At 63.8% G+C, this 25,835-nt stretch carries 25 protein-coding genes and 1 pseudogene; 16 read left to right on the forward strand and 10 right to left on the reverse strand.

The window, feature by feature from the left end; translation table 11 throughout:
- Window position 1: 1 nt before the first annotated feature.
- The 6 genes and pseudogenes from livM (at window position 2) to AB8841_RS23225 (ending at window position 5,266) form a co-directional block, all read left to right on the forward strand.
- Window positions 2–1,414: a high-affinity branched-chain amino acid ABC transporter permease LivM gene (gene livM, locus AB8841_RS23200; RefSeq protein WP_370438125.1), complete on the forward strand. Its 1,413-nt coding sequence runs from the start codon at window positions 2–4 to the stop codon at window positions 1,412–1,414.
- Window positions 1,414–2,223 (forward strand): annotated as a pseudogene (locus AB8841_RS23205) (ABC transporter ATP-binding protein); the annotation flags it as partial. The gene livM and the pseudogene AB8841_RS23205, both read left to right, overlap by 1 nt.
- Window positions 2,224–2,255: 32 nt before the next feature.
- Complete coding sequence (locus AB8841_RS23210) at window positions 2,256–3,023, forward strand: ABC transporter ATP-binding protein (protein WP_370438126.1); 768 nt, start codon at window positions 2,256–2,258, stop codon at window positions 3,021–3,023.
- Window positions 3,023–3,385: a DUF6867 family protein gene (locus AB8841_RS23215; RefSeq protein ID WP_370438127.1), complete on the forward strand. Its 363-nt coding sequence runs from the start codon at window positions 3,023–3,025 to the stop codon at window positions 3,383–3,385. Before AB8841_RS23210 ends, AB8841_RS23215 begins: the two co-directional genes overlap by 1 nt.
- Before the next feature lie 127 nt (window positions 3,386–3,512).
- Complete coding sequence (locus AB8841_RS23220) at window positions 3,513–4,640, forward strand: ABC transporter substrate-binding protein (RefSeq protein WP_370438128.1); 1,128 nt, start codon at window positions 3,513–3,515, stop codon at window positions 4,638–4,640.
- A gap of 245 nt (window positions 4,641–4,885) precedes the next feature.
- Window positions 4,886–5,266, forward strand: coding sequence for an ACT domain-containing protein (locus AB8841_RS23225; protein ID WP_370438129.1), 381 nt, complete (start codon window positions 4,886–4,888; stop codon window positions 5,264–5,266).
- Window positions 5,267–5,268: 2 nt separating this feature from the next.
- On the opposite strand, the gene AB8841_RS23230 is transcribed toward AB8841_RS23225, so the two are convergent.
- Window positions 5,269–5,736 (reverse strand): DUF1203 domain-containing protein, encoded by a 468-nt coding sequence (locus AB8841_RS23230; protein ID WP_370438130.1) that lies wholly within the window; start codon window positions 5,734–5,736, stop codon window positions 5,269–5,271.
- A gap of 202 nt (window positions 5,737–5,938) precedes the next feature.
- Window positions 5,939–6,667 carry a cytochrome c biogenesis CcdA family protein gene (locus AB8841_RS23235; RefSeq protein WP_370438131.1) on the reverse strand — a complete coding sequence of 243 codons (729 nt, stop codon included), beginning with the start codon at window positions 6,665–6,667 and terminating at the stop codon, window positions 5,939–5,941.
- A gap of 94 nt (window positions 6,668–6,761) precedes the next feature.
- On the opposite strand from AB8841_RS23235, the gene AB8841_RS23240 reads away from it, so the two are divergent.
- Window positions 6,762–7,787, forward strand: a complete 1,026-nt coding sequence (locus AB8841_RS23240; RefSeq protein ID WP_370438132.1) for a P1 family peptidase — start codon at window positions 6,762–6,764, stop codon at window positions 7,785–7,787.
- A 223-nt stretch (window positions 7,788–8,010) separates the two neighbouring features.
- Here the strand turns inward: AB8841_RS23240 and AB8841_RS23245 are convergent, their stop codons facing one another.
- The gene (locus tag AB8841_RS23245; protein ID WP_370438133.1) at window positions 8,011–9,252 is read right to left on the reverse strand and encodes an NAD(P)/FAD-dependent oxidoreductase; all 1,242 of its coding nucleotides are present in this window, start codon (window positions 9,250–9,252) and stop codon (window positions 8,011–8,013) included.
- A gap of 206 nt (window positions 9,253–9,458) precedes the next feature.
- On the opposite strand from AB8841_RS23245, the gene rpe reads away from it, so the two are divergent.
- From rpe to AB8841_RS23265, 4 genes are all read left to right on the forward strand, one after another.
- Window positions 9,459–10,130: a ribulose-phosphate 3-epimerase gene (gene rpe, locus AB8841_RS23250; protein WP_370438134.1), complete on the forward strand. Its 672-nt coding sequence runs from the start codon at window positions 9,459–9,461 to the stop codon at window positions 10,128–10,130.
- A gap of 59 nt (window positions 10,131–10,189) precedes the next feature.
- A complete protein-coding gene (gene purB / locus AB8841_RS23255; protein WP_370438135.1) occupies window positions 10,190–11,503 on the forward strand; it encodes an adenylosuccinate lyase in 1,314 nt (437 codons plus the stop codon).
- Between the two features lie 75 nt (window positions 11,504–11,578).
- Window positions 11,579–12,829 carry a class I SAM-dependent methyltransferase gene (locus tag AB8841_RS23260; protein ID WP_370438136.1) on the forward strand — a complete coding sequence of 417 codons (1,251 nt, stop codon included), beginning with the start codon at window positions 11,579–11,581 and terminating at the stop codon, window positions 12,827–12,829.
- A gap of 498 nt (window positions 12,830–13,327) precedes the next feature.
- Complete coding sequence (locus tag AB8841_RS23265) at window positions 13,328–13,882, forward strand: RBBP9/YdeN family alpha/beta hydrolase (protein ID WP_370438137.1); 555 nt, start codon at window positions 13,328–13,330, stop codon at window positions 13,880–13,882.
- A gap of 540 nt (window positions 13,883–14,422) precedes the next feature.
- Here AB8841_RS23265 and AB8841_RS23270 read toward each other — a convergent pair.
- Together AB8841_RS23270 and AB8841_RS23275 are read right to left on the reverse strand one after the other, a co-directional pair.
- Complete coding sequence (locus AB8841_RS23270; protein ID WP_370438138.1) at window positions 14,423–14,977, reverse strand: cytochrome c; 555 nt, start codon at window positions 14,975–14,977, stop codon at window positions 14,423–14,425.
- 7 nt (window positions 14,978–14,984) lie between these two features.
- Entirely contained in the window at window positions 14,985–16,139 is a 1,155-nt protein-coding gene (locus AB8841_RS23275; RefSeq protein ID WP_370438139.1) for a hypothetical protein, read from the reverse strand.
- 442 nt (window positions 16,140–16,581) lie between these two features.
- On the opposite strand from AB8841_RS23275, the gene AB8841_RS23280 reads away from it, so the two are divergent.
- Entirely contained in the window at window positions 16,582–17,181 is a 600-nt protein-coding gene (locus tag AB8841_RS23280; protein ID WP_370438140.1) for a Spy/CpxP family protein refolding chaperone, read from the forward strand.
- A gap of 280 nt (window positions 17,182–17,461) precedes the next feature.
- Here the strand turns inward: AB8841_RS23280 and AB8841_RS23285 are convergent, their stop codons facing one another.
- The 3 genes from AB8841_RS23285 to AB8841_RS23295 all read right to left on the reverse strand — a co-directional run bounded on the left by AB8841_RS23285 (window position 17,462) and on the right by AB8841_RS23295 (window position 19,997).
- A complete protein-coding gene (locus tag AB8841_RS23285; protein ID WP_370438141.1) occupies window positions 17,462–18,193 on the reverse strand; it encodes an outer membrane protein in 732 nt (243 codons plus the stop codon).
- Window positions 18,194–18,669: 476 nt separating this feature from the next.
- Window positions 18,670–19,101, reverse strand: a complete 432-nt coding sequence (locus AB8841_RS23290; RefSeq protein ID WP_370438142.1) for a sigma factor-like helix-turn-helix DNA-binding protein — start codon at window positions 19,099–19,101, stop codon at window positions 18,670–18,672.
- A 107-nt stretch (window positions 19,102–19,208) separates the two neighbouring features.
- On the reverse strand, window positions 19,209–19,997 hold the full coding sequence (locus AB8841_RS23295) for a pentapeptide repeat-containing protein (RefSeq protein ID WP_370438143.1): 789 nt from the start codon (window positions 19,995–19,997) through the stop codon (window positions 19,209–19,211).
- 269 nt (window positions 19,998–20,266) lie between these two features.
- Between AB8841_RS23295 and AB8841_RS23300 the strand changes: the two genes are divergently transcribed.
- The 4 genes from AB8841_RS23300 (at window position 20,267) to AB8841_RS23315 (ending at window position 24,318) form a co-directional block, all read left to right on the forward strand.
- Entirely contained in the window at window positions 20,267–20,506 is a 240-nt protein-coding gene (locus AB8841_RS23300) for a hypothetical protein (protein ID WP_370438144.1), read from the forward strand.
- Between the two features lie 174 nt (window positions 20,507–20,680).
- The gene (locus tag AB8841_RS23305; RefSeq protein ID WP_370438145.1) at window positions 20,681–21,361 is read left to right on the forward strand and encodes a Crp/Fnr family transcriptional regulator; all 681 of its coding nucleotides are present in this window, start codon (window positions 20,681–20,683) and stop codon (window positions 21,359–21,361) included.
- 149 nt (window positions 21,362–21,510) lie between these two features.
- On the forward strand, window positions 21,511–22,539 hold the full coding sequence (locus AB8841_RS23310; RefSeq protein WP_370438146.1) for a Fe(3+) ABC transporter substrate-binding protein: 1,029 nt from the start codon (window positions 21,511–21,513) through the stop codon (window positions 22,537–22,539).
- Between the two features lie 69 nt (window positions 22,540–22,608).
- Window positions 22,609–24,318 (forward strand): ABC transporter permease, encoded by a 1,710-nt coding sequence (locus tag AB8841_RS23315; RefSeq protein ID WP_370438147.1) that lies wholly within the window; start codon window positions 22,609–22,611, stop codon window positions 24,316–24,318.
- A gap of 147 nt (window positions 24,319–24,465) precedes the next feature.
- On the opposite strand, the gene AB8841_RS23320 is transcribed toward AB8841_RS23315, so the two are convergent.
- Together AB8841_RS23320 and AB8841_RS23325 are read right to left on the reverse strand one after the other, a co-directional pair.
- Entirely contained in the window at window positions 24,466–25,125 is a 660-nt protein-coding gene (locus AB8841_RS23320; RefSeq protein ID WP_370438148.1) for a 3-oxoacid CoA-transferase subunit B, read from the reverse strand.
- Complete coding sequence (locus AB8841_RS23325; RefSeq protein WP_370438149.1) at window positions 25,125–25,835, reverse strand: CoA transferase subunit A; 711 nt, start codon at window positions 25,833–25,835, stop codon at window positions 25,125–25,127. The genes AB8841_RS23320 and AB8841_RS23325 overlap by 1 nt, the downstream gene beginning before the upstream one ends.

Here is a 25,835-nt window from a genome sequence, read left to right on the forward strand (position 1 = left end):
CATGAACGCTCCTTCCATCACCACCTCGTCCCAGACGCAGGCCGTCACGAGAACCTTCGACCTGAAGGCCGCCCTCAAGGACGCCTTCAAGACGGCCCTGATCACCTTCGGCCTGTGCATTCCGATCCTGTCCTTCAAGACGGAGCAGAGCGGAGCCGACCTGTTCCTGGTCTCCCGCTGGGGTCTGGCCCTGACGATCACGGCCATCGTGTTTGGCATGCGCCTTCTGGTCCACGCCTTCACGGCGTCGCGCGCCTACCGGCAGGCCACGCCCAGCCCCAAACAGGCGACGGAACTCGTTCACGCCCAGCCGAGCGCGTTCCAGCACGTCTCGAAATTCGCCATTCCGTTCTTCCTCGGCGTGGCGATCGCCTTCCCGATCCTGATCTATCTCGTCCAGGGCGGGCTGAACGAATCCCGCTACTGGATCGACCTCGGCATCCTGATCCTCACCTATGTGATGCTCGGCTGGGGCCTCAACATCGTGGTGGGCCTCGCGGGCCTGCTCGACCTAGGCTATGTCGCCTTCTACGCGGTCGGCGCCTATTCCTACGCTCTCCTGTCGACGACCTTCGGGCTGTCGTTCTGGATCTGCCTGCCGCTCGCCGGGATCCTGGCCGCGTTCTGGGGCATGATCCTGGGCTTCCCGGTGCTGCGCCTGCGCGGCGACTATCTTGCCATCGTGACGCTGGCCTTCGGTGAGATCATCCGGCTCGTTCTCATCAACTGGGTGGACCTCACCAACGGGGCCGCGGGCATTTCCTCGATCCCGCGCGCGAGCTTCTTCGGCATCCCGTTCACCGCAGGCGAAGGCGGCTTCGCGGCGACCTTCGGGCTCGAATTCAACGGCATGCACAGGATCATTTTCTCCTACTACCTGATCCTGGCGCTCGCGCTTTTGACGAACTTCGTCACCATGCGCCTGCGCAAGCTGCCCGTGGGACGCGCCTGGGAAGCCTTGCGCGAGGATGAGATCGCCTGTCGCTCGCTCGGCATCAACACCACCAACACCAAGCTGACGGCGTTTGCCATCGGGGCCATGTTCGGCGGCTTCGCGGGATCGTTCTTCGCGGTTCGTCAGGGCTTCGTCTCCCCGGAAAGCTTCAACTTCCTGGAATCGGCGATCATTCTGGCCATCGTGGTCATGGGCGGCATGGGCTCCCAGATCGGCGTCGCCATCGCGGCCATCGTGCTCGTCGGCGGCCCCGAGGTTCTGCGTAATCTGACCTTCCTGAAGGCCGTGTTCGGCGAGGGCTTCGATCCGAACGAGTACCGCCTGCTGATCTTCGGCGCCGGCATGGTGGCCATGATGGTCTGGCGTCCGCGCGGACTGATTTCGGAACGTGAACCCTCGGTGATCTTGAAAGAGCGCAAGGCCATTTCCGGCTCGCTCGTGAAGGAAGGACACGGCTAATGCGCTGGCACCAGGATCCCATCCTCGACGTGCAGCATCTCACGATGCGCTTCGGCGGCCTCGTCGCCATCAACGACCTCTCGTTCCAGGCCGGGCGCGGCGACATCACCGCGCTCATCGGCCCCAACGGCGCCGGCAAGACGACGGTCTTCAACTGCATCACCGGCTTCTACAAGCCGACCGAAGGCATGCTCGCGCTGCGCAAGCCCGACGGCTCCCACCTGTTGCTGGAGAGGCTTCCAGGCTTCGACATCAACTGGAAGGCCAAGGTGGCCCGCACCTTCCAGAACATCCGCCTGTTCTCCGGCATGACCGTGCTCGAGAACCTGCTGGTGGCGCAGCACAACCCGCTGATGATCGCTTCGGGTTTCACCTTCCTGGGCGTTCTCGGGATCGGCGGCTATCGCAAGGCCGAACGGGAGGCGATCGAGAAGGCGAAGTTCTGGCTGGAGAAGACCCGGCTCATGCACCGGGCCGACGATCCGGCCGGCGACCTGCCCTACGGCGATCAGCGCCGTCTGGAGATCGCCCGCGCCATGTGCACGGACCCGCTCCTGCTCTGCCTCGACGAGCCGGCGGCGGGCCTCAATCCGCGCGAGTCGCTGGAACTGAACGAACTCCTGCTCTCGATCCGGAAGGATCACGGCACCTCGATCCTCCTGATCGAACACGACATGTCCGTCGTCATGGAGATTTCGGATCACGTGGTGGTGCTCGATTACGGCACCAAGATCTCGGACGGCCTGCCGGCCGAGGTGCGCAACGATCCCAAGGTCATCGCCGCCTATCTGGGCGTGGCCGATGAGGAAGAGATGCAGCAAGTCGTAGCGGAGATCGGCGCATGACCGCTGGAGCAAGCATTCAACAGACCGCGCTCGACGCGGGCCGTCAGCCGCTCCTGAGCGTGCGCGGCATCAAGACCTATTACGGCAACATCATCGCCCTCAAGGGCGTGGACATGGACGTCCATGAAGGCGAGATCGTCACGCTGATCGGCGCCAACGGGGCCGGCAAGTCGACCCTGATGATGACGATCTTCGGCAACCCGCGGGCGCGGGAAGGCACGATCACCTATGGGGGCCGCGACATCACCAGGATGCCGACCCACGAGATCGCCCGGCTCTCGATCGCCCAATCCCCCGAAGGGCGGCGCATCTTCCCGCGCATGACGGTCTTCGAGAACCTGCAGATGGGAGCCTCGATCAACGGCTTCGCCCATTTCGATCAGGACCTGGAGCGGGTCTGCACCCTGTTCCCGCGCCTGAAGGAGCGCCTGCAGCAGCGCGGCGGCACGCTGTCCGGCGGCGAGCAGCAGATGCTGGCCATCGCCCGCGCGCTCATGAGCCGTCCCAAGCTGCTGCTGCTGGACGAGCCGTCCCTGGGCCTCGCCCCCCTGATCGTGAAGCAGATCTTCACGATCATCAAGGAACTCAACGAGAAGGACGGGATGACCGTCTTCCTGGTGGAGCAGAACGCCTATCACGCCCTGAGGCTCGCTCACCGCGGCTACGTGATGGTGACGGGCAACATCACCATGAGCGGCACCGGCAGGGAGCTTTTGGAAGATCCGCAGGTCCGGGCGGCCTATCTCGAAGGAGGGCATCACTGATGCAGGGCATTCTCTACGAAGAGCCTTCGTTTGGGCTCTTTCTCCTCATCACCGTGCTGATGGGCGGCTGGGCGGCCTGGATGACCGGGCGGGCCATCGCCCTGACTTGGCGCCCGTTCTGGACGCTCCTTCTGTACCTGTTCATCCTCGGGGCGGCGGTGCGCTTCATTCACTTCGCCCTGTTCGGCGGGACGCTGCTGTCGGTCCACTACTACGCGGTGGACACGATCGTGCTGCTGATCATCGGCGCGCTCGGTTTCCAGTACCGCCGCGCCCGCATGATGACCACCCAGTACCGCTGGCTCTACGAGCGGAGCGGCCCCTTTTCCTGGCGGGAAAAGGCTTCTGCGACAAAGGGCTAAGCGCAAAAGATTCCCAGGTGACAACGGTTCAAAAAACGGCATGATGTTACCTTGGATGACGGGTTTCCCGTCAAACCGGCCCCACGAGGAAGAGGGGCCTAATAAAACCACCCAGAGGAGTGACCTCATGAAAAAACTGCTGTTGACCAGCGTAGCGCTTGGTCTTGGCCTCGCCTTCTCCAGCGCGGCCAGCGCGCAGATCAAGATCGGCGTCGCTGGTCCCATCACCGGCCCGAACGCGACCTTCGGCGCCCAGCTGAAGAACGGCGTCGAGCAGGCTGTGGCGGACATCAACGCCGCTGGCGGCATCAATGGCCAGAAGCTGGAACTCGTCGTCGGCGACGACGTGTCCGATCCGAAGCAGGGCGTGTCGGTGGCGAACAAGTTCGCGGCCGAAGGCGTGAAGTTCGTCGTCGGCCACTTCAACTCCGGCGTCTCGATCCCCGCCTCCTCGGTCTATGAGGAAGCCGGCATCGTCCAGGTTTCGCCCGCTTCGACCAACCCGACCTTTACCGAACGCGGCCTGTGGAACACCTTCCGCACCTGCGGTCGCGACGACCAGCAGGGCGGCGTCGCCGGCGCCTACCTCGCCGACCACTTCAAGGGCAAGAAGGTCGCGGTCATCCACGACAAGACCCCCTACGGCAAGGGCCTCGCCGACGAGACGATGAAGGCCATGAACGCCAAGGGCCTGAAGGAAGTCGTCTATGAAGGCATCAACCCGGGCGAGAAGGACTATTCGGCTCTCGTCTCGAAGCTGAAGCAGGCCGGCGTCGACGTCGTCTATTACGGCGGCCTCCACACGGAAGCCGGCCTCATCATCCGCCAGATGCGCGACCAGGGCCTGAACGCCCCGCTCATGTCGGGTGACGGCATCGTGTCGGCGGAGTTCACCTCCATCGCCGGTCCGGGCGCCGAAGGCACCCTGATGACCTTCGCTCCCGATCCGCGCAAGAACGCGGCCGCTAAGGACGTCGTCGCGAAGTTCCGCGCGAAGAACTACGAGCCCGAAGCCTACACCCTGTACTCCTACGCTGCGACCCAAGTTCTGGCCGAGGCCGCCAAGCAGGCCGGCAGCACCGACGGCAAGAAGGTCGCCGACGCCCTCAAGGCCGGCAAGCCCTTCAAGACTGTGATCGGCGATCTCACCTTCGACAAGAAGGGCGACATCACCCGTCCGGACTACGTCATGTACGTCTGGAAGAAGGGCGCCGACGGCAAGATCGATTACACCGGCAACGAAGTCGGCATGTAATCAATCGTTTGATCGGTCGGCTTCGCGCCGATCGAACGGACCCGCCCTGGCGACAGGGCGGGTTTTTTCATGGGAAGCACTGCCCATTTTTGCATTCGATGCTCTAACACTTTGGCTCGCGCATCTTTTCACGCAAAACCGGTGCCCACTTTTGCGTTCGATGCTGTCAGTTTATGTTTTGGAGCATCTCTTCACGCAAAACCGGTGCCCACTTTTGCGTTCGATGCTCTGGCACGGAACCGATCATGCCCGCCCTGACCCTGCACCTTCTCGAGAGCCCTTATGCGGTCTGCCGCCTGCCGGCGGGTGCCGCCGCCCCTTCCCCTCAGCCCGGCTCCTTCTCCCTGCTTATCCAGGCGGTCGAGGAAACGACCCTGGTCTGCCCTCTCGACCAGGCTCCCAGCCACGCCGAGATCGATTCAGGGTGGCGGTGCTTTCGCATCCTGCAGGTCTTCGACTTCAGCACCGCCGGAATCCTCGCCTCCGTCCTCGCCCCTCTCGCACGATCGGGCATCGGCATCTTCGCCTCCTCCACGTTCAGCACCGATTACGTGCTGGTGAAAGCAAGCGACCTGGACGGTGCCGTCGAGGCCCTCACTGCTGCCGGGCACACGGTCACGGCCTGAATTCAGGCGCGCTCGATCCGGGCCGCGAAGCAGCCGCGGCGCGCGAAATGGGCATCCACATGGGCGACCTGCGGATCGGCCAGGAAGCGTTCGATCACCCTTATAACCGCATCTCCCTCCGCCACCTCGGCATCGACGATCAGGTGCGCCCTGTCATAGGCGCGCAGGGACAAGAGACTGTTCCGCAGAATCGGAGCCAGCTCACCCCGGTAATGCCCGGTCGCGCCCGAGCGACTGACGAAGATCGGCCCGCTGGCGCGATAGGGCGAGGAGGGATCGGGCTGGTGGACATGATTCAGGAGGATCAGCTCCTCGCCCACGGCCACCCGCGTCAATGAGATGCGGCAGGGATAGGCGTCGGCCTCGTCCGCATGGACGCGCTGCGCGCCAATGGCCTGAAGCTCATCGTCGCTGAGCCGGAAGAGCGGAGCGAAAGTCTCGGCCTCGAGGCCGCGCATCTGGAAGGTCATGAATGATCTCCTTGGTCTGGATCATTCCATGTGCGCTCTTCGTCGCCAGGAGCGCGACCCGTTTCCTGTGACGGCCTCTCCCATACCGGCCTCGTTCGTCAGGGCTCGCCCGTCATGGTCGCACGAGTTGCGGCCATCCACGTCTTGGGAACCACGGGCGCACCGTGCGAAAAAGTGGATCCCGCTGTTCCCGTCCGAAGCGCTAACCCAAGGTGCCCAGGACCGGGAATGTTTCGAGGAGCCAGAACGACATATTCGTGATCCAGCCGGTCAGGAAGGCGATCCCGGTGAGGATCATCAGGATGCCCATGACCTTTTCCACGAGCCCGAACCGGGATCGCATGCGCTTGAGAAGGGCCACGAAGGGCTTCATGGCGAAGGCCGCGAGGAGGAAGGGAATGCCGAGGCCAGCCGAATAGGCGGCGAGCAGCATGGCGCCGTAGGAGACGCTGTTCTCAGATCCGGCCACCGCCAGGATGGCGGCCAGAACCGGCCCGATGCAGGGCGTCCAGCCGAACGCGAAGGCGAGGCCCATCACATAGGCGCCCCAGAGGCCCACCGGCTTCTCGACCGAGAACCGCGCCTCCCGGTAGAACAGGCCGATCCTGAAAACCCCGAGGAAGTGCAGGCCCATCACGATGATGGCGATCCCCGCGACGGTGCTCAGCACGTCGAGATATTGCCGGATCACCTGCCCCAGCGCGGATGCGGTCGCGCCCAGGAGCACGAACACGGTTGCAAACCCTGCGACGAACAGCAGGGCGGCCAGGATCGCGCGGCGGCGGACCGCCCTGTCGTCGCCCGCGTGGAGCTGGTCGAAGGTGGTGCCTGCGAGGAACGACAGATAGGGCGGCACCAGCGGCAGAACGCACGGGCTGAGAAAGCTGATGAGGCCGCCGAGGGCCGCGGCAGGAAAGGACACGCTGAGCATGACGCCTTCTAGCCCTTTCCGGACAGAGGAGAAAGCCGGTGGATGCAGAGCTCGCCTGCTTGTGAAGCCGCGCGTTTTGGAGTTGCCTTGGGGAATGACGGATTTACGCAATCTCATCACCGACGTCGCGGGCCTTCGGGTCGGCAACACCCATGACGCGGCCCTCGCCTCGGGCGTCACGGCCGTGCTGTTCGACGAGGCCGTCGTGGCGTCCTACGCCGTCAACGGCGGCGCTCCGGGAACGCGGGAGACGGATCTGCTCGAACCCGACAAGGCCGTGGCCGGCGTCAACGCCATCGTCCTGTCGGGCGGGTCCGCCTTCGGCCTCGATGCGGCCGGCGGCGTGCAGGCGTTCCTGCGAGAAAAGGGCATCGGCTTCGCGGTCGGCTCCGCGCTCGTGCCTCTCGTCCCGCAGGCGATCACCTTCGACCTGCTCAATGGCGGCAACAAGGATTGGGGCCGTTTCCCGCCCTATCGCGAGCTCGGCTACGAGGCCGCCCGGGCTGCGGATCTCGACTTCTCCCTCGGCACGGCCGGTGGTGGATACGGCGCCACGACCGTCGACCTGAAGGGAGGTCTCGGCTCAGCCAGCGCCGTGACGGAGGCGGGACATACGGTCGGCGCGCTCGTCATCGTCAATGCCCTGGCCTCGACCCTGATCGGCGACGGGCCGCATTTCTGGGCGGGGGCCTACGAAGAGGACCGGGAGTTCGGAGGGCTGGGCTTTCCTTCCAGGATCACGCCCGAGATGCGAAGGCTCGACTGGAAAGGCCGCGTCCGGCAGACGCCCCCGCCCCTCTCGACGACCATTGCGCTCGTGGCCACGGATGCTCTCCTCACCAAGGCGCAGGCCAAGCGCCTCGCGGTCGTCTCCCATGACGGCCTCGCCAAGGGCCTGCGTTTCGCTCATGCGCTCTTCGACGGCGACACGGTCTTCTCGGCCGCGACCGGGCGCAGGCCCCTGAGGGACGAGGCGGCGGATTTCATCGAGATCGGGGCCGTCGCGAGCGACTGCCTCGCCCGCGCCATCGCCCGCAGCATCTACGAGGCCACCGCCCTGCCCTTTACCGGCGCGCTGCCCGCCTGGAAGGACAGGTTCGGCGGGCTCGTGGGGGATTAGGATTGCAGCTCGTCATCCCCGGGGCTTGACTCGGGGATCCACGTCTTCTGACGTTGCGCCTCCAAAACGTGGATGGCCGGGACGAGCCCGGCCATGACGTGCGGGATACCGCAGGAACCCTTTAGCGCATCGTGCGGACCCAGCGGGCCGCTCGCAACGATCCGCTCCTCCAAGAAGAGAGCATCGGACCCAAAAGTGGTGTCCACTTCCCGCGTCCGAGGCTCTAGAACCGATCGACGCGGTAGGGCTTCGGATCCACCACCGGCGTTTCGCCCGTGATCATCTCGGCCAGCAGGCGGCCCGTGACCGGGCCGAGGGTCAGGCCGTGATGGGCGTGACCGAAGCCGAACCACAGGTTCTTGTGGCGGGGAGCCTTGCCGATGATCGGCATCATGTCGGGCGTGCAGGGGCGCATGCCCATCCACGGCTCCGGATCGACCCGCCCGCCGAGCGGGAAGAACTCGCGGGCGATCGGCTCGGCGCGGTCAAGCTGCACCGGTGTCTTGGGCGCATCGCGCACCGCGAATTCGGCGCCCGTGGTGAGGCGGATGCCCTTGAGCATGGGGGCCAGGAAGTAGCCGCGGTCGAAATCCAGGGTCGGCCGGTTCAGCACCGCATTGCCTTCCGGCTGGTAATGCATGTGATAGCCGCGCTTGACCGCGAGCGGCAGGTCGTAGCCCAGGCGCTTCGTCACCACGTCCGCCCAAGCGCCGAGGGCGATGACCACCGCGTCCGCCTCCACCGGGCCGTTCTCGGTCTGGACGCGCCATCCGGTCGGGGTTTCCTCCAGGGTCTTGGCGTCGCCCGCCGCCAGCTCGCCGCCGAGGCGCTCGAACAGGCCCACATAGCCCATGGTGAGCAGGTGGGGATCGCTGACCGAAGCCGGATCCGTCCAATGGATGCCGCCCTTGGTCGAAACCTTGATGTGCGGTTCGCGCTCCGCCACGCCCCTGGTGTCGAGGGCATCGAAATTCACGCCGAAATCGCGCTTCACGGCCTCGGCGTCGCGGAACTGCTGGTCCCGGGTCTTCTCGTCACGGAAGACCTTCATCCAGCCCGTCGGGCGGATCAGATGCGTCGAGCCCGATTCCTCGGCCAGCGCCATGTGCTCGGTGACGCTGCGCTCGATGAGCGGCGCGTACATGCGCGCGATCGCCTTGTGCTGGGCGGGACGGGAATGCATCCAGTACTGGAGCAGGAAGGGCGCGATCTTCGGAAGCGCGCTCCAGTGATAGTGGGCGTCGATGGTGTTGTTCAGCGCATAGCGCAGCAGCGCCCCGAAATCGTGCGGAAAACCGTAAGGATATACGCCCTCGCGCTGGATGAGGCCGGCATTGCCGAAAGAGGTTTCCTCACCGGGCTTGCGCTTGTCGACGAGGAGAACCGAGCGGCCGCGCTTCTGCAAATGCACGGCAATCGACACGCCGACAATGCCGGCGCCAAGAACAATCACATCCTTACGCATGAAGCCCTGCCTGTCTTGTTTCCTCTCGCGGGGAGAGCGGAGCTTTCCGCCCCGTTGCAGACGGAGTTGTACCCTTGTTCCATCGAGGCCGTCCACGCAATTCGTGCGGCAAAAACGCCTCTCCCCAGGCAAGTGGTATTCAATTGGATCATGACATTCGCGAAAGCCCGTTGCGGCCGAAGAGGACGCATGGTACCGCGCCTGCCATGACACGCCCGCTTCTCATCGCCCCCTCCATTCTCGCCTCCGACTTCTCGAAGCTCGGCGAGGAAATCCGCGCCATCGACGCCGCTGGCGCCGACTGGATCCACGTCGACGTGATGGACGGCCATTTCGTGCCCAACATCACCATCGGTCCCGACGTTGTGAAGGCCCTGCGGCCGCACACCTCGAAGGTGTTCGACGTTCATCTGATGATCGCCCCGGTCGATCTCTATCTCGAGGCCTTCGCCAAGGCGGGAGCGGACATCATCAGCATCCACGCGGAGGCCGGACCGCACCTGCACAGGTCCCTCCAGACCATCCGCAAACTCGGCAAGAAGGCCGGCATCGTCCTCAACCCGGGCACTCATGAGGCCACGATCGAGCCGGTGCTGGACGAGGTGGACCTGATCCTCCTCATGACGGTCAATCCCGGATTCGGCGGTCAGGCCTTCATCCCGTCCGTCTGCCCGAAGCTCCGGCGGATCAAAGCCATGGTCGGCGACCGGGACATCGACATCGAGATCGATGGCGGCGTCACGCCCGAGACGGCCCCTCTGGTCGCGGAAGCGGGAGCCAACGTCCTGGTGGCCGGCTCCGCCGTCTTCAAGGGCGGCCCCGACGCCTACGCCCCGAACATTACCGCCATTCGCGAGGCCGCCGCGAAGGCACGTTGAGATCGACAGGGGATCGTGCTACCGCGCGGGCACATCACCCGCGTGGAAGTTGAAGAGCCATGATCCCCCGTTACAGCCGTCCCGAGATGGTGGCCATCTGGTCGCCCGAAACGAAGTTCCGCATCTGGTTCGAGATCGAGGCCCATGCCACCACGGCGCTCGCCAATCTCGGCGTGGTGCCCAAGGAAGCGGCCGAGAAGGTTTGGGAGCTGGGCTCCAAGGCCACCTTCGACGTGGAGCGCATCGACTCCATCGAGCGCGAGGTGAAGCACGACGTCATCGCCTTCCTGACGCATCTGGCCGAGATCGTCGGTCCCGAGGCCCGCTTCGTCCACCAGGGCATGACATCCTCGGACGTGCTCGACACCACCTTCAACGTGCAGCTCGCCCGGGCCACCGACATCCTCCTGCGCGACATGGACGAGCTGCTCGCCGCCATCAGGCGCCGCGCCTTCGAGCACAAGATGACGCCGACCATCGGCCGCTCGCACGGCATCCATGCGGAGCCCACCACCTTCGGCCTCAAGCTCGCCCAGGCCTATGCGGAATTCGAGCGCTGCAAGCTGCGCCTGATCGAGGCGCAGCGGGAGATTTCCACCTGCGCCATCTCGGGGGCGGTCGGCACCTTTGCGAATATCGACCCGAGCGTGGAGGAATACGTGGCCGAGCGGATGGGCCTGCAGGTCGAGCCGGTCTCGACCCAGGTCATTCCCCGCGACCGTCACGCCATGTATTTCGCGACACTGGGCGTGATCGCCTCCTCCATCGAGCGGCTGGCGACGGAAGTCCGCCACCTGCAGCGCAGCGAGGTCCTTGAGGCGGAGGAGTATTTCTCGGCGGGCCAGAAAGGCTCCTCGGCCATGCCGCACAAGCGCAACCCGGTGCTCACGGAAAACCTCACCGGCCTTGCCCGGATGGTGCGCGCCTATGCGATCCCGGCCATGGAGAACGTGGCGCTCTGGCACGAGCGGGACATCTCGCATTCGTCCGTCGAGCGCATGATCGGCCCCGATGCGACCGTCACGCTCGACTTCGCCCTGGCCCGGCTCACGGGTGTCATCGACAAGCTCGTGGTCTACCCTGAGAACATGCAGAAGAACCTGGACCGCCTCGGCGGCCTCGTGCATTCGCAGCGCGTTCTGCTGGCGCTCACCCAGAAGGGCGCCTCCCGCGAGGACGCCTATCGCCTGGTCCAGCGCAACGCCATGCCGGTCTGGCGCGGCGAAGGCGACTTCCTGACCCTTCTCAAGAACGATGCCGACGTGACCCGGTATCTGAAGCCCGAGGACATCGAGGCCTGCTTCGATCTGGGCTACCACTTCAAGCACGTGGACACGATTTTCACGCGGGTCTTCGGTTCCGCCAAGTCATAGCTCGCCCTCTGGACATTTTTGCCTAGCGCGCGACAATCCCCCCGTCGGAAGATCAACGGCAGGGGGATTGTATCCATGCTGTCAGAGAAGATCCTCGCCGCCGCCTTTGCGCAGGCCGTGAAGCGGGGCACCCTCAGAATGACCACCGCCAAGGGCCAGACGTTCACCTTTGGCGATGGCGGGCTCCCGGAAGTCGCGATCCGGTTCACGGACAGCGCGGCCGAAACGGCCCTTTGTCTCCACCCGGAACTGAAGCTCGGCGAATTGTTCGTAGAGGGCAGGCTCGTCATCGAGAAGGGCGATATCCTGGGCCTTCTCCAGCTCCTGCTTCAGGACACCCACGGCGAACTCGACGACCTGCCCCTCCACCGCCTGCGCAAGATCCGGCAATGGCTAACCCGGCGCGGCGAGAACGACGCCACCCGGTCCAAACGGAACGTCGCCCACCATTACGACCTCGACGGGCGGCTCTATTCCCTCTTTCTCGATAGCGACAAGCAGTATTCCTGCGCCTATTTCGATCATCCGGACGCGAGCCTCGAAGAGGCCCAGGCCGCCAAGAAACGGCACATCGCCGCGAAGCTCCTGGTGGAGCGGGGCCACAGCGTGCTCGATATCGGCTCCGGCTGGGGCGGCATGGCGCTCTACCTCGCACGGGTGGCGGGCGCGGGCCCGGTCAAGGGCGTGACCCTGTCGGAGGAGCAGCTCGACGTCTCGCGCAAGCGCGCCGCCACCGCGGGCATCGGGGAGCGGGTGAAGTTCGAGCTCGAGGATTACCGCGCCACGACCGGGCACTTCGACCGCATCGTCTCGGTCGGCATGTTCGAGCATGTTGGGCTGGCGTCCTACGACGATTATTTCCAGACCTGCCGCAAGCTCCTCAAGGACGATGGCGTGATGCTGCTGCACACCATCGGCCGGACCGGAAAGCCCTATCCGACCAATCCCTGGATCGCCCGCTACATCTTCCCGGGCGGCCACCTGCCGACCCTGTCGGAGATGATGCCTGCCGTCGAGCGCGCCGGGCTGGTGGTCACGGATGTCGAGATCCTGCGCCTGCACTACGCCTATACACTCCAGGCTTGGCGGGAGCGCTTCATGGCCCATCGGGACGAGGTCCTGAAGCTCTACGACGAGCGCTTCTGCCGGATGTGGGAGTGCTACCTCGCCATGTCGGAATCGGCCTTCCGCTGGCAGGACGCGGTGGTCTTCCAGGTCCAGCTGGCCAAGCGCAACGACGTGGTGCCCGTGACCCGCGACTACATCGCGGAGCGGGAAGCCGCGCTGAAGGAGGCCGAGAGAATGGAGCTGAAGCGCAGCGCGTGAGCGGGCGCGGGCGGGCCGCTCGAACGGCCCTCCGGCGTCGGATCCGATGCTCTGACCGCGCTTCGCCTTGTGGGAAGCCCCGGCACTCGCACAAGGTCTGTGCGGGCGCGCCTGCGTCATGAAAATTCCAGCCTGTATCCATGAAAGCCCTGACCTGCCACGGGCACAGGGATGGAGGATGCATATTGCTTCCGGCTGTCGTGGCGGAGGAAAGCACCGTGCATACGCCCGTGCGAAGCAACGACGGTGGAGAGGCCATGGCTGGAATCGCCGCTGGGAGCGGCAATCCCGGTTCCCTCGGCATTGCAACTCTCCGCATGCCCCGGCACGGCTTCATTCCACTTGCGGAAACCCGAGTAACTCCAATGGAGCCGCCATTCCCGAGACGACGATACACTCCTTCATAAAGGCGCGGAAAACTGTGGTTCCATCGGCAAGTTCATTCCAAAATGGCGGGGAGCGCTTGAAGACACGTCCTGGGGCATCTACCTCCGGCCTATGAAAACCTCCGATTGCGATATCCTCATCGTCCCCGGTTATGAAAATTCCGGCATCGACCACTGGCAGAGCCGGTGGGAGCGTCAGCTCTCGACCGCATCGCGCGTCGAGCAGGAGAACTGGGGCGCTCCCGACAAGGACAAATGGGCCGAGCGGATCGCTCGGGATGTGCAGCGCGCCGAACGGCCCGTCGTGCTCGTCGGCCACAGCCTCGGTGTCCTGGCGATCGTCCATGCCGCTCCTCTTCTTGCCCCCGGCAAGGTGAAGGGGGCCTTTCTGGTGAGCATGCCGGATGTGGAGCGGCCCGGTTTCATGCCCGCCATCGACCGCTCCTTCGCGCCGATCCCGCGCGATCCCCTGCCCTTTCCCTCGGTGCTGGTGGCAAGCCGCACGGATCCCCATTGCGACTACGAGAAGGCGGAGGACATCGCCTATGCCTGGGGCTCGTCCATCGTCGATGCGGGGGATGCCGGGCACCTGAACACCGAGAGCGGACACGGCCCCTGGCCCGAAGGCCTGATGCGCTTCGCAGGCTTCCTCAAGCGGCTGGCATAGAAACAGGCGGCTAGAGCAAATTGCATTCTGGCGGGATCAGAATGCTTGCTCTTTCTCTTTGGCGAAGCATCGTTTTTCGCGAAGAACCGGTTCCCACTTCTTCGCACGATGCTCTAGCACATCGTGCGGACTCGGCGGGCCGCGCTCGCGAAAAGTGGATCCGGTTTTTCGCGAACGTGGCCCTTCGGGTCCGCTCGCAACGATGCGCTCATCTAAGAAGAGAGTATCGGAGGGAATCTCAAAAGTGGGTTCCACTTCCCGCGTCCGATGCTCTGGCGCCAAAAAAGGCCCGACATCCGGGAGATGTCGGGCCATAATGGGGACAGACTCCGCAGGCTCACTCCAGAGCTTTTCCCCTTTGCGTGGACCGGCCCTCGTCCGAACCTTGCCGCGTTTTTGGGCGGCGGACCGGACCCACTTCACGAAAGTACAGGTTCTCCAGCGTTGGACGTGAGATCGAACCTGCGCCCGATGCTGTCAGTCTATGTTTTTGAGCATCTTTTCACGCAAAACCGGTCCCCACTTCCCGCGTTCGATGCTCTAATGAGGCGCCATGACGGGATCCGGCACCTTGTTCTTAACCGGCGGGATCTGGCGCAGATAGGCGAAGATCGCCTTCAGGTCTCCGTCCGTCATGTTCTTGAATGCGGGCCACGGCATGGGCGGAAGGATCGGCCGGCCCTGACCCTGGTGCTTGCCCGTGCGGATCGCCTGGATGAACTGCTGCTCCGTGAAATCCCTGAGAACGCCAGTCTCCGGATCGGGCGTGAGATTGGCCGAGTAGGACATGCCCCACGGCCCCGACCAGGCCGTCAGGGGCGCCGCATGAACGACCCAGGGACCGGAGGACGCGGGAGCCGGCGGCACCTGCATGCCCTGAGGATGGCCCGAGAGCATCCGGGTCATGTCGGGCTCGGGGCCATTGGCCCCCATCTTCATCGGCGTGTGGCAGTCATGGCAGCCCACGGCGTTCACCAGGTATTCCCCGCGCTTGACCTGCTGACTCTTGGCGGGTGCCTTGCTCTGCGCGAAGGCGCTTACAGGGGCCGACAACACGACGGCTGCTGCGAGCAGGACGATACGGCTTGACTTCATGGTTCCCTCATTCTGGTTGGGCGGTTTTCCTGGGCACTCCGGCAGACGATGCCGGGGGCTCCAGATCTCGAATCCACTGGGTGACGAGGCGGATGGCTTCCTCGTCCGTCATGGCGGTGGCTACGGGTGGCATCTGGACGATCGGATTGCGCGAGTTCATGCGCTGCAGCAGCACGCTGCGCTCCGGGTTTTGAGCTTCGACGCGCAGCGTCGCATCGGGCGCCTGCCCCGGGACATGGCCTTTGACCGGCCGTCCGACGGCCGTCGCCATGGCGCGTTCGGGCGTTCCCGCTGCGGGGCTCTCCACATGCCGCAGCGAAAATCCGAGATTCCTCAGGGACCCCGCATCGTTGTGGCAATGGCTGCAATTGCCGTGGAGATAACCCAGCGCGGCCCGCTCGACGGGCGTCGCGCCCTGGATGACGGGCGGCTTGTCACGCAGGGCCTGCGGGAGCCGCTTCAGCAGCTTGTTGTCGACGAGGTAGTTCAGGTCGACGCCGGGCGCGGGCACGGGCTCGCCGTGGATGGCGTTCGAATCGCGCGCGGGCGACAACTGGAGCGCGCTGAAACCGAGCACCTGCGCAGGATGCCCCTGATGACAGGATTTGCAGTCGTTGACGCCGGGAATGAAGTGCGACCGTCCCCCGCCGAAATCATAGGCCCTTGCCTGGCCCTTCTCCGAAACGAGGCGGGCCTCGTCCTGATCCGCGTTCCAGGCATAGGTGGCGTAGAGCCAGGTGCCGTCCTCCTGCAGCTCCATGAATCGGGTCTCGATGCGGCGGCCGCCGAAGGAGAATTCCTTCCAGAACCGTGTTCCGACCGGGAACACCCACGCATCCGGATTGGAGCCGTTGATAGCCGCATGCGCCGGCAGCGAAATCCAGCGCTTCTTGGCCGCGCCGTCCGACCAGAGCGGATATTGCGGCGAAAATTCCAGATGACGCGGATCCACCCGATGCTCCGCGAAATCCGCGTAGAGTCCCGTCTCCTGCAGCAATTCGGGAGCGGACTTGACGGCCGGCCTGCGCGCGAGGGCGGAGTTGCCCAGAAGAGCCAGGGCCAGGAGAGCCGTAGCGGCGAGCACGGAGACGGCAGCCAGCGCCCGAGGCCTGGTGCGCGGCTCACGCATGTCCGGCAGGGCTGGCGCGGCGGCTCCTTCCACGATCGGCTCCTTTCTCCGGTTACGCTGTCGTTGGCGTTTGCCGTGCAGGGCATCGGACTCTCGATGCCTTCATCTCACGTGCATGATTCACGCTCTATATAACATTTCTAAATCAAATGGTATAGCCTTGCGAAGTGTTGCGTTCGCCTCTTATCATCGGCTACAGCGTCGGACGTGAAATCGAACTCACGTCCGACGTTGCAAGTCTGTGGTCTTGAGCATCTTTTCACGCAAAGCCGGTTCCCACTTTTCACGTCCGATGTTCTAGATGACCGCCAGTTTGGATGATGGTCTGCCGAGCGACGGTGCGAAGCCACACGCCGTCGCCATCCGGCATCGGCGTCATTTCCCGGAAGATGACGAAAAGTTCATGCGCGGGTCATGCCGATGATAGCGGGGCCGGTGCATTCTCCTCTCATCGGTGTTCAAGGAGGATAACCGCATGAAAAAGATCACCACCCTCGCCACTGCCGCCGCTCTGCTCGTCGGCGTCGGAAGCTATGCCTTCGCCCAGGCTCCGGCCGCCACGACTCCTCCAGCCGCCGCGCAGGATCAGGGGCGGCAGGGTCGCCCCCGCCTGTCCCAGGATGATTTCAACCGTCTCGTCGACGCCCGCGTTGCCGCGATCAAGGCCGGCCTGAAGCTCAACGGCGACCAGGAGAAGCTCTGGGCTCCGGTGGAAACCGCCATCCGCGACGCCGCCGGCCAGCGCTACGCGCGGATGACCCAGTTCCGGGAGAACCGCGAGCAGCGCCGTTCGGAAGACTTCATGCAGCGCCTGGAGCAGCGCAGTACCATGCAGACCGAGCGCGCGCAGGCCTCCACGGCCGTCGCGAAGGCCCTGCGTCCCCTCTGGGACTCGTTCAACGAAGATCAGAAACGCATCGCGCCGCGTCTCCTGCGGGAGGCCTTGAACGACGGCATCGGTCGGCAGGAACGAGGCGGCCGTCACGGGCGCCAAGGCGGGATGATGCGCCATCACGGCCCCATGGGTCCGGGAGGAATGGGTCCCGGTCCGCGCGGCCCTGCCCCTCAGCAGTAAGAGAGGCTGGAGCATCGGACGCGGGAAGTGGAATCCACTTTTGGGGCCGATGCTCTCTTGTTGGAAAGAGCGCATCGTTCTGGCGAAAAACCGGATCCACTTTTCCGCACGAGGCGCTCGCGCGGCCCGCTGGGTCCGCATGATGCGGTAGAGCACTTTTCGGTGAAGCGGATCCCGTTCCCCGGCAAAAAATGCGACCGCACCAAAGAAAAGAGCGGCTTCCACGCATGAAAAAGGGCCCGGGACATTGCCCGGGCCCATTCTTTGACGACAAGGCGTCTCAGTAAGTGCCGAACTTGAAGTTGAGCTTGGCACGCGCGACGAAGAAGTCGTTGTCGTTGTTGTTCCGGAAATCCGGCGCAAAGACATTGACCGTCGGGCCGCCGGCGGGTGTGAAGGTCCCGACGAAGCCGTTAAAGTCGTTGTTGTCGTTATTGTCGAAGCCGAGCCACAGGCCTTCGATACCGAAGGTGACCGCAGACGAGCCGAACCAGTTGACCGGAAGCGCCCATTCGACGCCGCCGCCGGCGACCCACCCGGTGTCGTTGTCCGTATAGGCCAGACCACCGGTGGCATAGATCAGGACGCGGTCGAACGCGACACCGACGCGACCGCGGACGGTGCCGAACCAATCCGACAGGTCATTCCTGAACTCGCCGGGGATGAAGGTTCCGCCAGCCCCGACCGGCTGGAATCTGACCCGCACGTCCTGATTGGTGTCGGCCCACTGGATGTCCGTCTCGAGACCGATCACGAACGAGCCCATCTGGTAGTTGTAGCCGATCTGGCCACCGCCGGTGAACCCGCCGTCATTGTTGTTGTCGAAGAACAACGTGCCCGGCACCGCGCCCGCGCCGATGACCACGGATTGGCTGTTATCGTTGCGCCAACCCCAACCCGCGTTCACACCGGCATAGAATCCGGTCCATGTGAAGATCGGAGGGGCCGCGATGATCGGTGCCGGAGGAGCGGGACGGGCGAGGTCTGCAGCAGAGGCAGTCGCTGCAGCCAAGGTGACACCTGCAACTCCTGCAATAAGGCTCAATACGCATTTTTTCATAACCGTAACCCCTGTTTGAGGATCCACGGCAAGAACTTAAGCGTTTCCTAGTAGAAATTACTATTGCGCGAAAGCAACACCGATTTACAAGCACACGAATATCTTACATGCAAAGGTAGTAGCACTTTTGTATAATGCTCCCCATTAGAGGTATAAATTCTAATACTAAGAGAAACTGTGCCATATTAATTTGACATTAACTTTTCGGCATGCCCTAATAATCGTGTTTTCGGGTTAGCAACCGAAGGCGAGGAGACAACTATCCACCCTGCCCACCGGGCAGGGTTTTTTCTGGGCGAATCACTTGAGAGCGTCGGACGCGGGAAGTGGATTTGCCCTTTTGGGTTTTCATCCGATGCTCCGCTCTTGGAGCGAGCGCATCTTTTCACGCAAAACCGGCCACCACTTCTGCGTTCGATGCTCTGGCCCTACAGGTCCCCGAGATTCAGCTGAGCCTGAGGAACGGGCTTGCGCTTCGGCCGCTTCTCGGAAGCGGCGCTCCTGGATAAGCGATTGCGGCCGCCTTCGTCCTTCATCCGGGCCTTGGCCTTGTCACGCGCCACCGCTTCGGGCGAGGTCGGATCATCCTCCAGCCACTTGCCGCGCTTGATGACCTCATTGACGCGTCCCTGGTTGACGCCCAGCTCGAAGGCGATTTCCTGCTGGGTCATCTCCGTCGTCGCGTGGAGCTCGAGGATGCGCCGGGCAAGTTCGGGCGTCATTTTGCGGCCCGCGATCCGGCGCGCAGGAGCGGCCGAGCGTTTCCCGCGATCCCTCTCGCGCAGCTTCTCCAGAATCGCGAGCGCCATGTGCATGCCCTGCTCGCGTAGCGCGTCCTCGAACTCCTTGAGTGTCGTCACCTGGATCTGCTCCTGGAAACTGCCGGTTCGGGCCGATGTGTCTCAATGAATAGGTCTCAACGAAAAACAACGGTCAAGCTGGCGTTTGGTTGCAAAGGCGCAGCGTCTCAATCCTCGTTTCCCGTGCAGGGCCAGGCTTGCGGCACCGTCAGTCCGGCGGGAAGCTTGGTCTGCGCATCGCCACAGGCGATATCGATCTGCGCCTGGGTGAGCCCCTTCACGGAAGACAGGTCCGCGCCGCCGAGCTGCGTCAGGTACAGGTAGCTCCCGACCATGGAGACGTCCTGAAGCACGGCTCCCTGCAGCTGCGCCCGCGAGAGATTGGAATAACTGAAATCGACGCCCGTGAGCTTGGTCTGCTGAAAGATCACCCGCGAGAGTTCGGCCTTCGTCATGTTGGCACGTTCCAGATTGGCGCCGCTGAAATCCGACCGGTTCAGCTCCGCCTTCTGGAAATTGGCCCCCGAGGCCTGAACCTGCGCGAAATTGGAACGGTTCATGTCCGCGGACGCGAACTCGGCGTCGGACAGGATGGCTTCGGCGAAATTCGCCCGCCACCCGAGAGCCTTGGTGAAATTGGCCCTCGTCAGATTAGCCTTCTCGAATCGCGTCCGGCTGATCTCGGTCTCGCTGAGGTCGGCCTCGATCAGCTTCGAGCCCGCGAAATCGCTCAGAGTCAGGAGGGACCGCTGAAACTTCGTGCCCGACAGATCCTCTCCGTTCAACATGAGACGCGCCTTGGAACACCCGGCCCAATCGACACCGGGACCGGGCGAATCCTGACATCTCGCCTCGGCCGCGCCGCTACAGACGGCCAGCATCAGCGCGGCGCCGACAATCCGGATACCTCGGCCGCCAAACGGCCGTGTCCTCACCTTCAACCAATCGGGTTCCATGATCTCCTCTTCGACAGGCGGCAACGGACCTCTTCATAAAGCTAGGTCTCAACATTCGCGAGAGGAGCCCTTCCCTAGGAATTTAGGCGATTGATCACTCGACTTGCGGCCGGTATGGCCTAGCTCTACAGCATCGGACGTGAAAAGTGGATTTGCACTTTTGAGATTGAATCCGATGCTCCCTTTTTGGAGAGAGCGCATCGTTCCGGCGAAAAATCGGCCCCCCTTTTTCGCACGATGCGCTAGCGACGAATATCGAGGACTTATGCATGCGTCAGATCGTGATTCTTTCCCTTCTTGCGGTGGCGGGCCTGTCCCTCGGCGGCTGCTCGGCCTCGTCGAAGCCCGAAGGCGTGCTGCCGCGCATGGATCTCCCCCCGCCGCCGTCAGTTGGCGGCAGCGCACCGGCGCGAGCCGCCGTCCGTGCTCCCGCCGGCGCACAGCCGCAGCGTCGTGGCCTGAGCGTGCCCGACAGGCTCGTTCCGCCCACTCCCTCGGCGCAACCCTGAATCAGGGCGCGCCAGTGATCGTGCCTCAATGGTCAAGGCCCCGGACGGGGCCTTTTTTCATGGTTTAGCGGGTCAACTGAGCTACTACGAGATGCGGATAGGCTCGGCTGTGGTATTTGCGTCGTGGAATGGTAGGTATATGACGTTACGGAACAAAATGGGGAATGAATTCCGATGGCTTGGCTTCACGGCTTGACCTGGCTCGACGCACTGGCATGGCTGGCGGCCGTTCTCGCCATCACCGGCAGTGCGATGCGGACGATCATTCCCCTGCGCTGCATCGGGATCGCGACGAATGCCGTGTCGCTCACCTATGCGTCGGCGATGCGTCTTTATCCCAGCATGACGGTCAACCTGATCCTTCTCCCGCTCAATGCGGTGCGCCTCTATCAGATGATCCGCCTGATCCGCCAAGTGAAACAGGCCTCCAAGAGCGACCTCTCGATGGAATGGCTCAAGCCCTTCATGACCCGCCGCAAGGTGAAGGCGGGCGAGATCCTGTTCGCCAAGGGCGATAGCGCCGCCTGCATGTTCTACACTCTTTCCGGGCGTTATCGTCTCAGGGAACTCGACATCGAACTGCGGCAGGGACAGGTCGTCGGCGAAATGGGCTTCATGTCGCCCGAGAACCGGCGCACGCAGACACTCGAATGCATGGAGGACGGTGAAGTGCTGAACATCTCCTACGACGAGGTGCGTCAGCTCTATTTCCAGAATCCCGAATTCGGCTTCTATTTCCTGCGCCTGACCAGCGAGCGCATGTTCAAGAACATGGAGCGGCTCGAGGCCGAACTGGCGCGCCTGAAGGCCGCTGCGCCGGATCATGCGCCTGTGCGCCAGGCCGTATCAGCTTAGAATGCCTCTAATCAGGTCCAGTTTAGAAATCCTATAAGCTATTGTTCTAACTGACATTTTCCTTGACCGAACGTCACTATCCATGATTGTTGCATCATCTTCGGGTTGGGCTTGCCCCTGCTCGACGCCGCCGGTGAAGGAACTTCATAATGCTGACGACGACATTCACGCGCACTCTCCTGCTGGGCGCCGCCGCTCTTTGCACCATGGCCGGATCCGCCATCGCGGCGGAATCCCTGAACATCTACACCACCCGTGAGCCCGGCCTCATCAAGCCCGTCCTCGACGAGTTCACCAAAGAGACGGGCATCAAGGTCAACACCATCTTCATCAGCAATGGCCTCGAGGAGCGCATCCGCACCGAGGGCGAGAACAGCCCTGCGGATCTGATCCTCACCGTCGATATCGGGCGCCTGCAGGCCGCCAAGGATTACGGCGTGACGCAGCCCGTGAAGTCCGAGGCGCTGGAGAAGGTCATTCCCGCGGCCTACCGCGATCCGGAAGGCCACTGGTTCGGCATGGCCCTGCGCGCCCGCGTCGTCTATGCCTCGAAGGACCGCGTGAAGCAGGACAAGTTCACTTACGAAGAGCTCGCCGATCCCAAGTGGAAGGGCAAGATCTGCAGCCGTTCGGGCCAGGCCCTTTACAATATCAGCCTCTTTGCCGCCGCCATCGCCCACATGGGCGAGGACAAGGCCGAGCAATGGTTGAAGGGCGTCAAGGCGAACCTCGCCAGGAAACCCTCCGGCGGCGACCGCGAACAGGCCAAGGACATCCTGGCGGGCGTTTGCGACATCGGCATCGGCAACACCTACTACGTCTCGCTCATGCGCAACGGCAGCGACGAAGAGCAGAAGAAGTGGGGCGAGGCGATCAACGTGATCCTTCCGACCTTCGAAGGCGGCGGTACCCATGTGAACGTCTCTGGCCTCGCGCTCGCCAAATATGCGCCGCACAAGGCGAATGCCGTGAAATTCATGGAGTACATGGTCTCCGACGAGTCGCAGCGCATTCATGCCGAAGCCAATTCCGAATATCCGATCAAGGCCGGCATCGCGATCCACCCGACCATCGCGTCCTTCGGCGAGCTCAAGGCGGACAACGTGCCGATTGCCGAAATTGCGAAACTGCGCAAGAAGGCCAGCGAAATGGTCGACAAGGTCGGCTTCGATCAGTAACCGGAGAGCAGTCCTTGACGCCGCTCTCCTAGCAGGAGGCGCTGCCGGCGACGGCAGCGCCATTTCACATTGAAAGCGACCGCCGAATCCCGCCTCCTGTTTCGCCCGGCCTCCTGGCGGGCGGTCAAGCGCATCCCGTGGTGGCTCTCCGTCGCCGTCGCCGCGGTGGGGCTGCTCGTGCTCATGCCGATCGCTGCGCTCGTCGGAATCGCCGCGCAGGGCGATGCGGAGATCTGGCCTCATCTCATTCGGAACGTGCTGCCGTCGAGCGTCGTCGACACGCTCGCCCTTCTTGCCGGCATCGCTCTCGTTGCGGGTTCGATGGGCATCGCCTCCGCCTGGCTCGTCACCGCGCATCGCTTTCCCGGCCGCAATATCCTCGTGTGGCTTCTGCCCCTGCCGCTCGCGGTGCCCACCTACATCACGGCCTACATTTACGTGGAGCTTTTCGACTCCGCCGGCCTCGTGCAGATGGCTCTGCGCGACGTGATGGGCTGGAAGTCGCGCACCGAATACTGGTTTCCCGAGGTCCGCTCCCTCTATGGCTGCATCATCGTGATGTCCGCTGTGCTTTACCCTTATGTCTACATCGCCGCTCGGGCGATGTTCCTGACGCAGAGCGCGAGCATGCTGGAAGTCGCGCGGGTTCTCGGAGCAAGCCGCCTGAAGCTGTTTCGCGTCATTGCGCTGCCGCTTGCCCGCCCTGCCCTCGCGGTCGGCCTGTCTCTCGCGCTCCTCGAGGCCCTGAACGACATCGGCGCCAGCGAGTATCTCGGGGTCCGCACCCTCACCGTTTCGGTCTACAACACTTGGCTCAATCGCGGCAGCCTCCCGGGCGCGGCGCAGATCGCCTGCGTGATGCTGGCCATCGTCGTCGGGCTGATCCTGATCGAGCGTTATGGGCGCAGGGACCGGCGCTATGCCACGTCCGCGAAGCGCTCGCGCGTCGTGCACCCGGCGCCGCTCTCGGGCGGACGCGCGTGGCTGGCGAGCGTCCTCTGCGCCATTCCGGTTTTCCTCGGCTTCGCTCTTCCCCTCGCCTTCCTGGTGCGGGAGGTTCTGCGCGGAAGCCTCGTCTCGCAATTCGACGAGGAGTTTCTCGAACACCTGCTCACGACAATCGGCCTGTCGGTGACCGCGACGCTCGCGGTCCTGGCGCTCGCCACCCTGCTCGTTTCCGCCGCGCGCATCTCGAAATCCTCCCTGACGACGAGCACGCTGTTCGTGGCCGGATTGGGCTATACGGTGCCCGGCACGGTGCTCGCGCTCGGGCTCATGACGCCGCTGGTGAAGATCGACGGCCTGATCGGCATGGCATGGCGCAGCTTCACCGGCGAGCGGCTGGGGCTGCTTCTCATGGGCACCGCGGGCGGCATCATCATCGCCTATGTGCTGCGGTTCCTGTCGATTGCGACGGGCTCGCTCTCGGCGGGCCTCGATCGCGTCTCGCCGAGCCTCGAGGATGCGGCGCGCACGCTCGGCTCATCGCGCAGGGAAATGGTCTGGCGGATTCAGGTTCCCCTCATGCGTCCCGCGCTCGCGAGCGCGGCCCTGCTGATCTTCGTGGATTGCATCAAGGAATTGCCGGCCACCCTGCTGCTCCGGCCGCTCAACACGGAGACTCTCGCCACGCAGGTCTATACCTATGCGTCGCGCGGACGCTTCGAAGACGGATCGCTCGCAGCGCTCGTCATCGTCCTCATCGGCCTGTTGCCCGTGATCCAGCTGGTGCGCAGCGCGGAAGCGCGCCCGAAACCTCCGGAGACCTCGGGCTCCTGATAAAGAAGCGGCCGAAAGGCCGCTTCGCGATAGGCGCATAGAGCATCGAACGTGAAAGGCGGGTCCACTTTTCACGTCCGATGCTCTAGCGCGGCCCGCTGGGTCCGCACGATGCGCTAGCCCGCCGGTTCCGGCGGGCTTCGGTTCTCATGCGAGGGCGACCTTGAACTCGGCCTGGGTCTTGGCCCTGATCTCGTCGACCGTGACGCCGTCGGCGAGCTCGATCAGGCTCATGCCCGTGCCGCCCTTCTTGTCGATGGAAAAGACGCCGAGATCCGTGATCACCAGATCGACGACGCCCGCGCCCGTCAGCGGCAGGGTGCAGGCCTTCAGGAGCTTCGGCTCCTCCGTCCCATCCTTGGCCTTGGCCACGTGCTCCATCACCACGACGACGCGCTTGACGCCCGCCACCAGGTCCATGGCTCCGCCCATGCCCTTGACCATCTTGCCCGGGATCATCCAGTTCGCGAGATCGCCATTCTCCGCCACCTGCATGGCTCCGAGGATCGACAGGTCGATATGGCCGCCGCGGATCATCCCGAAGGAATCCGCCGAGGAGAAATAGCTCGTCGTCGGCAGCTCGGTGATCGTCTGCTTGCCGGCATTGATCAGGTCGGCATCCTCCTCGCCCTCATACGGGAACGGGCCCATGCCGAGCATGCCGTTCTCAGACTGGAGCTGCACGTGGACCCCTTGCGGAATGTAGTTCGACACCAGCGTCGGAATGCCGATGCCGAGATTGACGTAAAAGCCGTCGCGCAGCTCCTTCGCGGCGCGGGCCGCCATCTGGTCACGGGTCCAAGGCATCAGACGGTCTCCTCGCGCTTGCGGGTGGTGCGTTGCTCGATGTGTTTGACCGGGTTTTGCACATGAACCAGGCGTTTGACGAAGATGCCCGGCGTGTGGATGCAATCCGGATCGATCTCGCCGGCGGGCACGAGATGCTCCACCTCGGCGACGGTCATGCGCGAGGCGGTGGCCATCATCGGGTTGAAGTTGCGGGCGGTCTTGCGATAGACGAGGTTGCCTTCCGTATCGCCCTTGAAGGCATGAACCACGGAGATGTCGGCAAACAGCCCCGTCTCCATGACGTATTTCTCGCCGTTGAACTCGCGTACCTCCTTGCCCTCGGCGATCAGGGTGCCGACCCCGGTCCGAGTGTAGAAGGCCGGGATGCCCGCGCCGCCGGCCCGGATGCGCTCGGCGAGCGTACCTTGCGGGTTGAACTCGAGCTCGAGTTCGCCGGACAGGAACTGCTGGGCAAAGGTCTTGTTCTCGCCCACGTAAGAACTGATCATCTTGCGGATCTGGCGGGTCTCCAGGAGGCGTCCCAGTCCGACCCCGTCGATGCCGGCATTGTTGGAAATGAAGGTGAGGTCCTTGGCCCCCGAGTCCCGGATCGCCTCGATGAGAGTCTCCGGAATGCCGCACAGGCCGAACCCGCCGGCCATGATGGTCATCCCGTCCTTCACCAGACCAGCCAGCGCGGCGCGCGCATCGCTGTAAACCTTGTTCAT

Origin of the sequence: Microvirga sp. TS319, from assembly GCF_041276405.1 — a bacterium.
GTDB lineage: Bacteria > Pseudomonadota > Alphaproteobacteria > Rhizobiales > Beijerinckiaceae > Microvirga.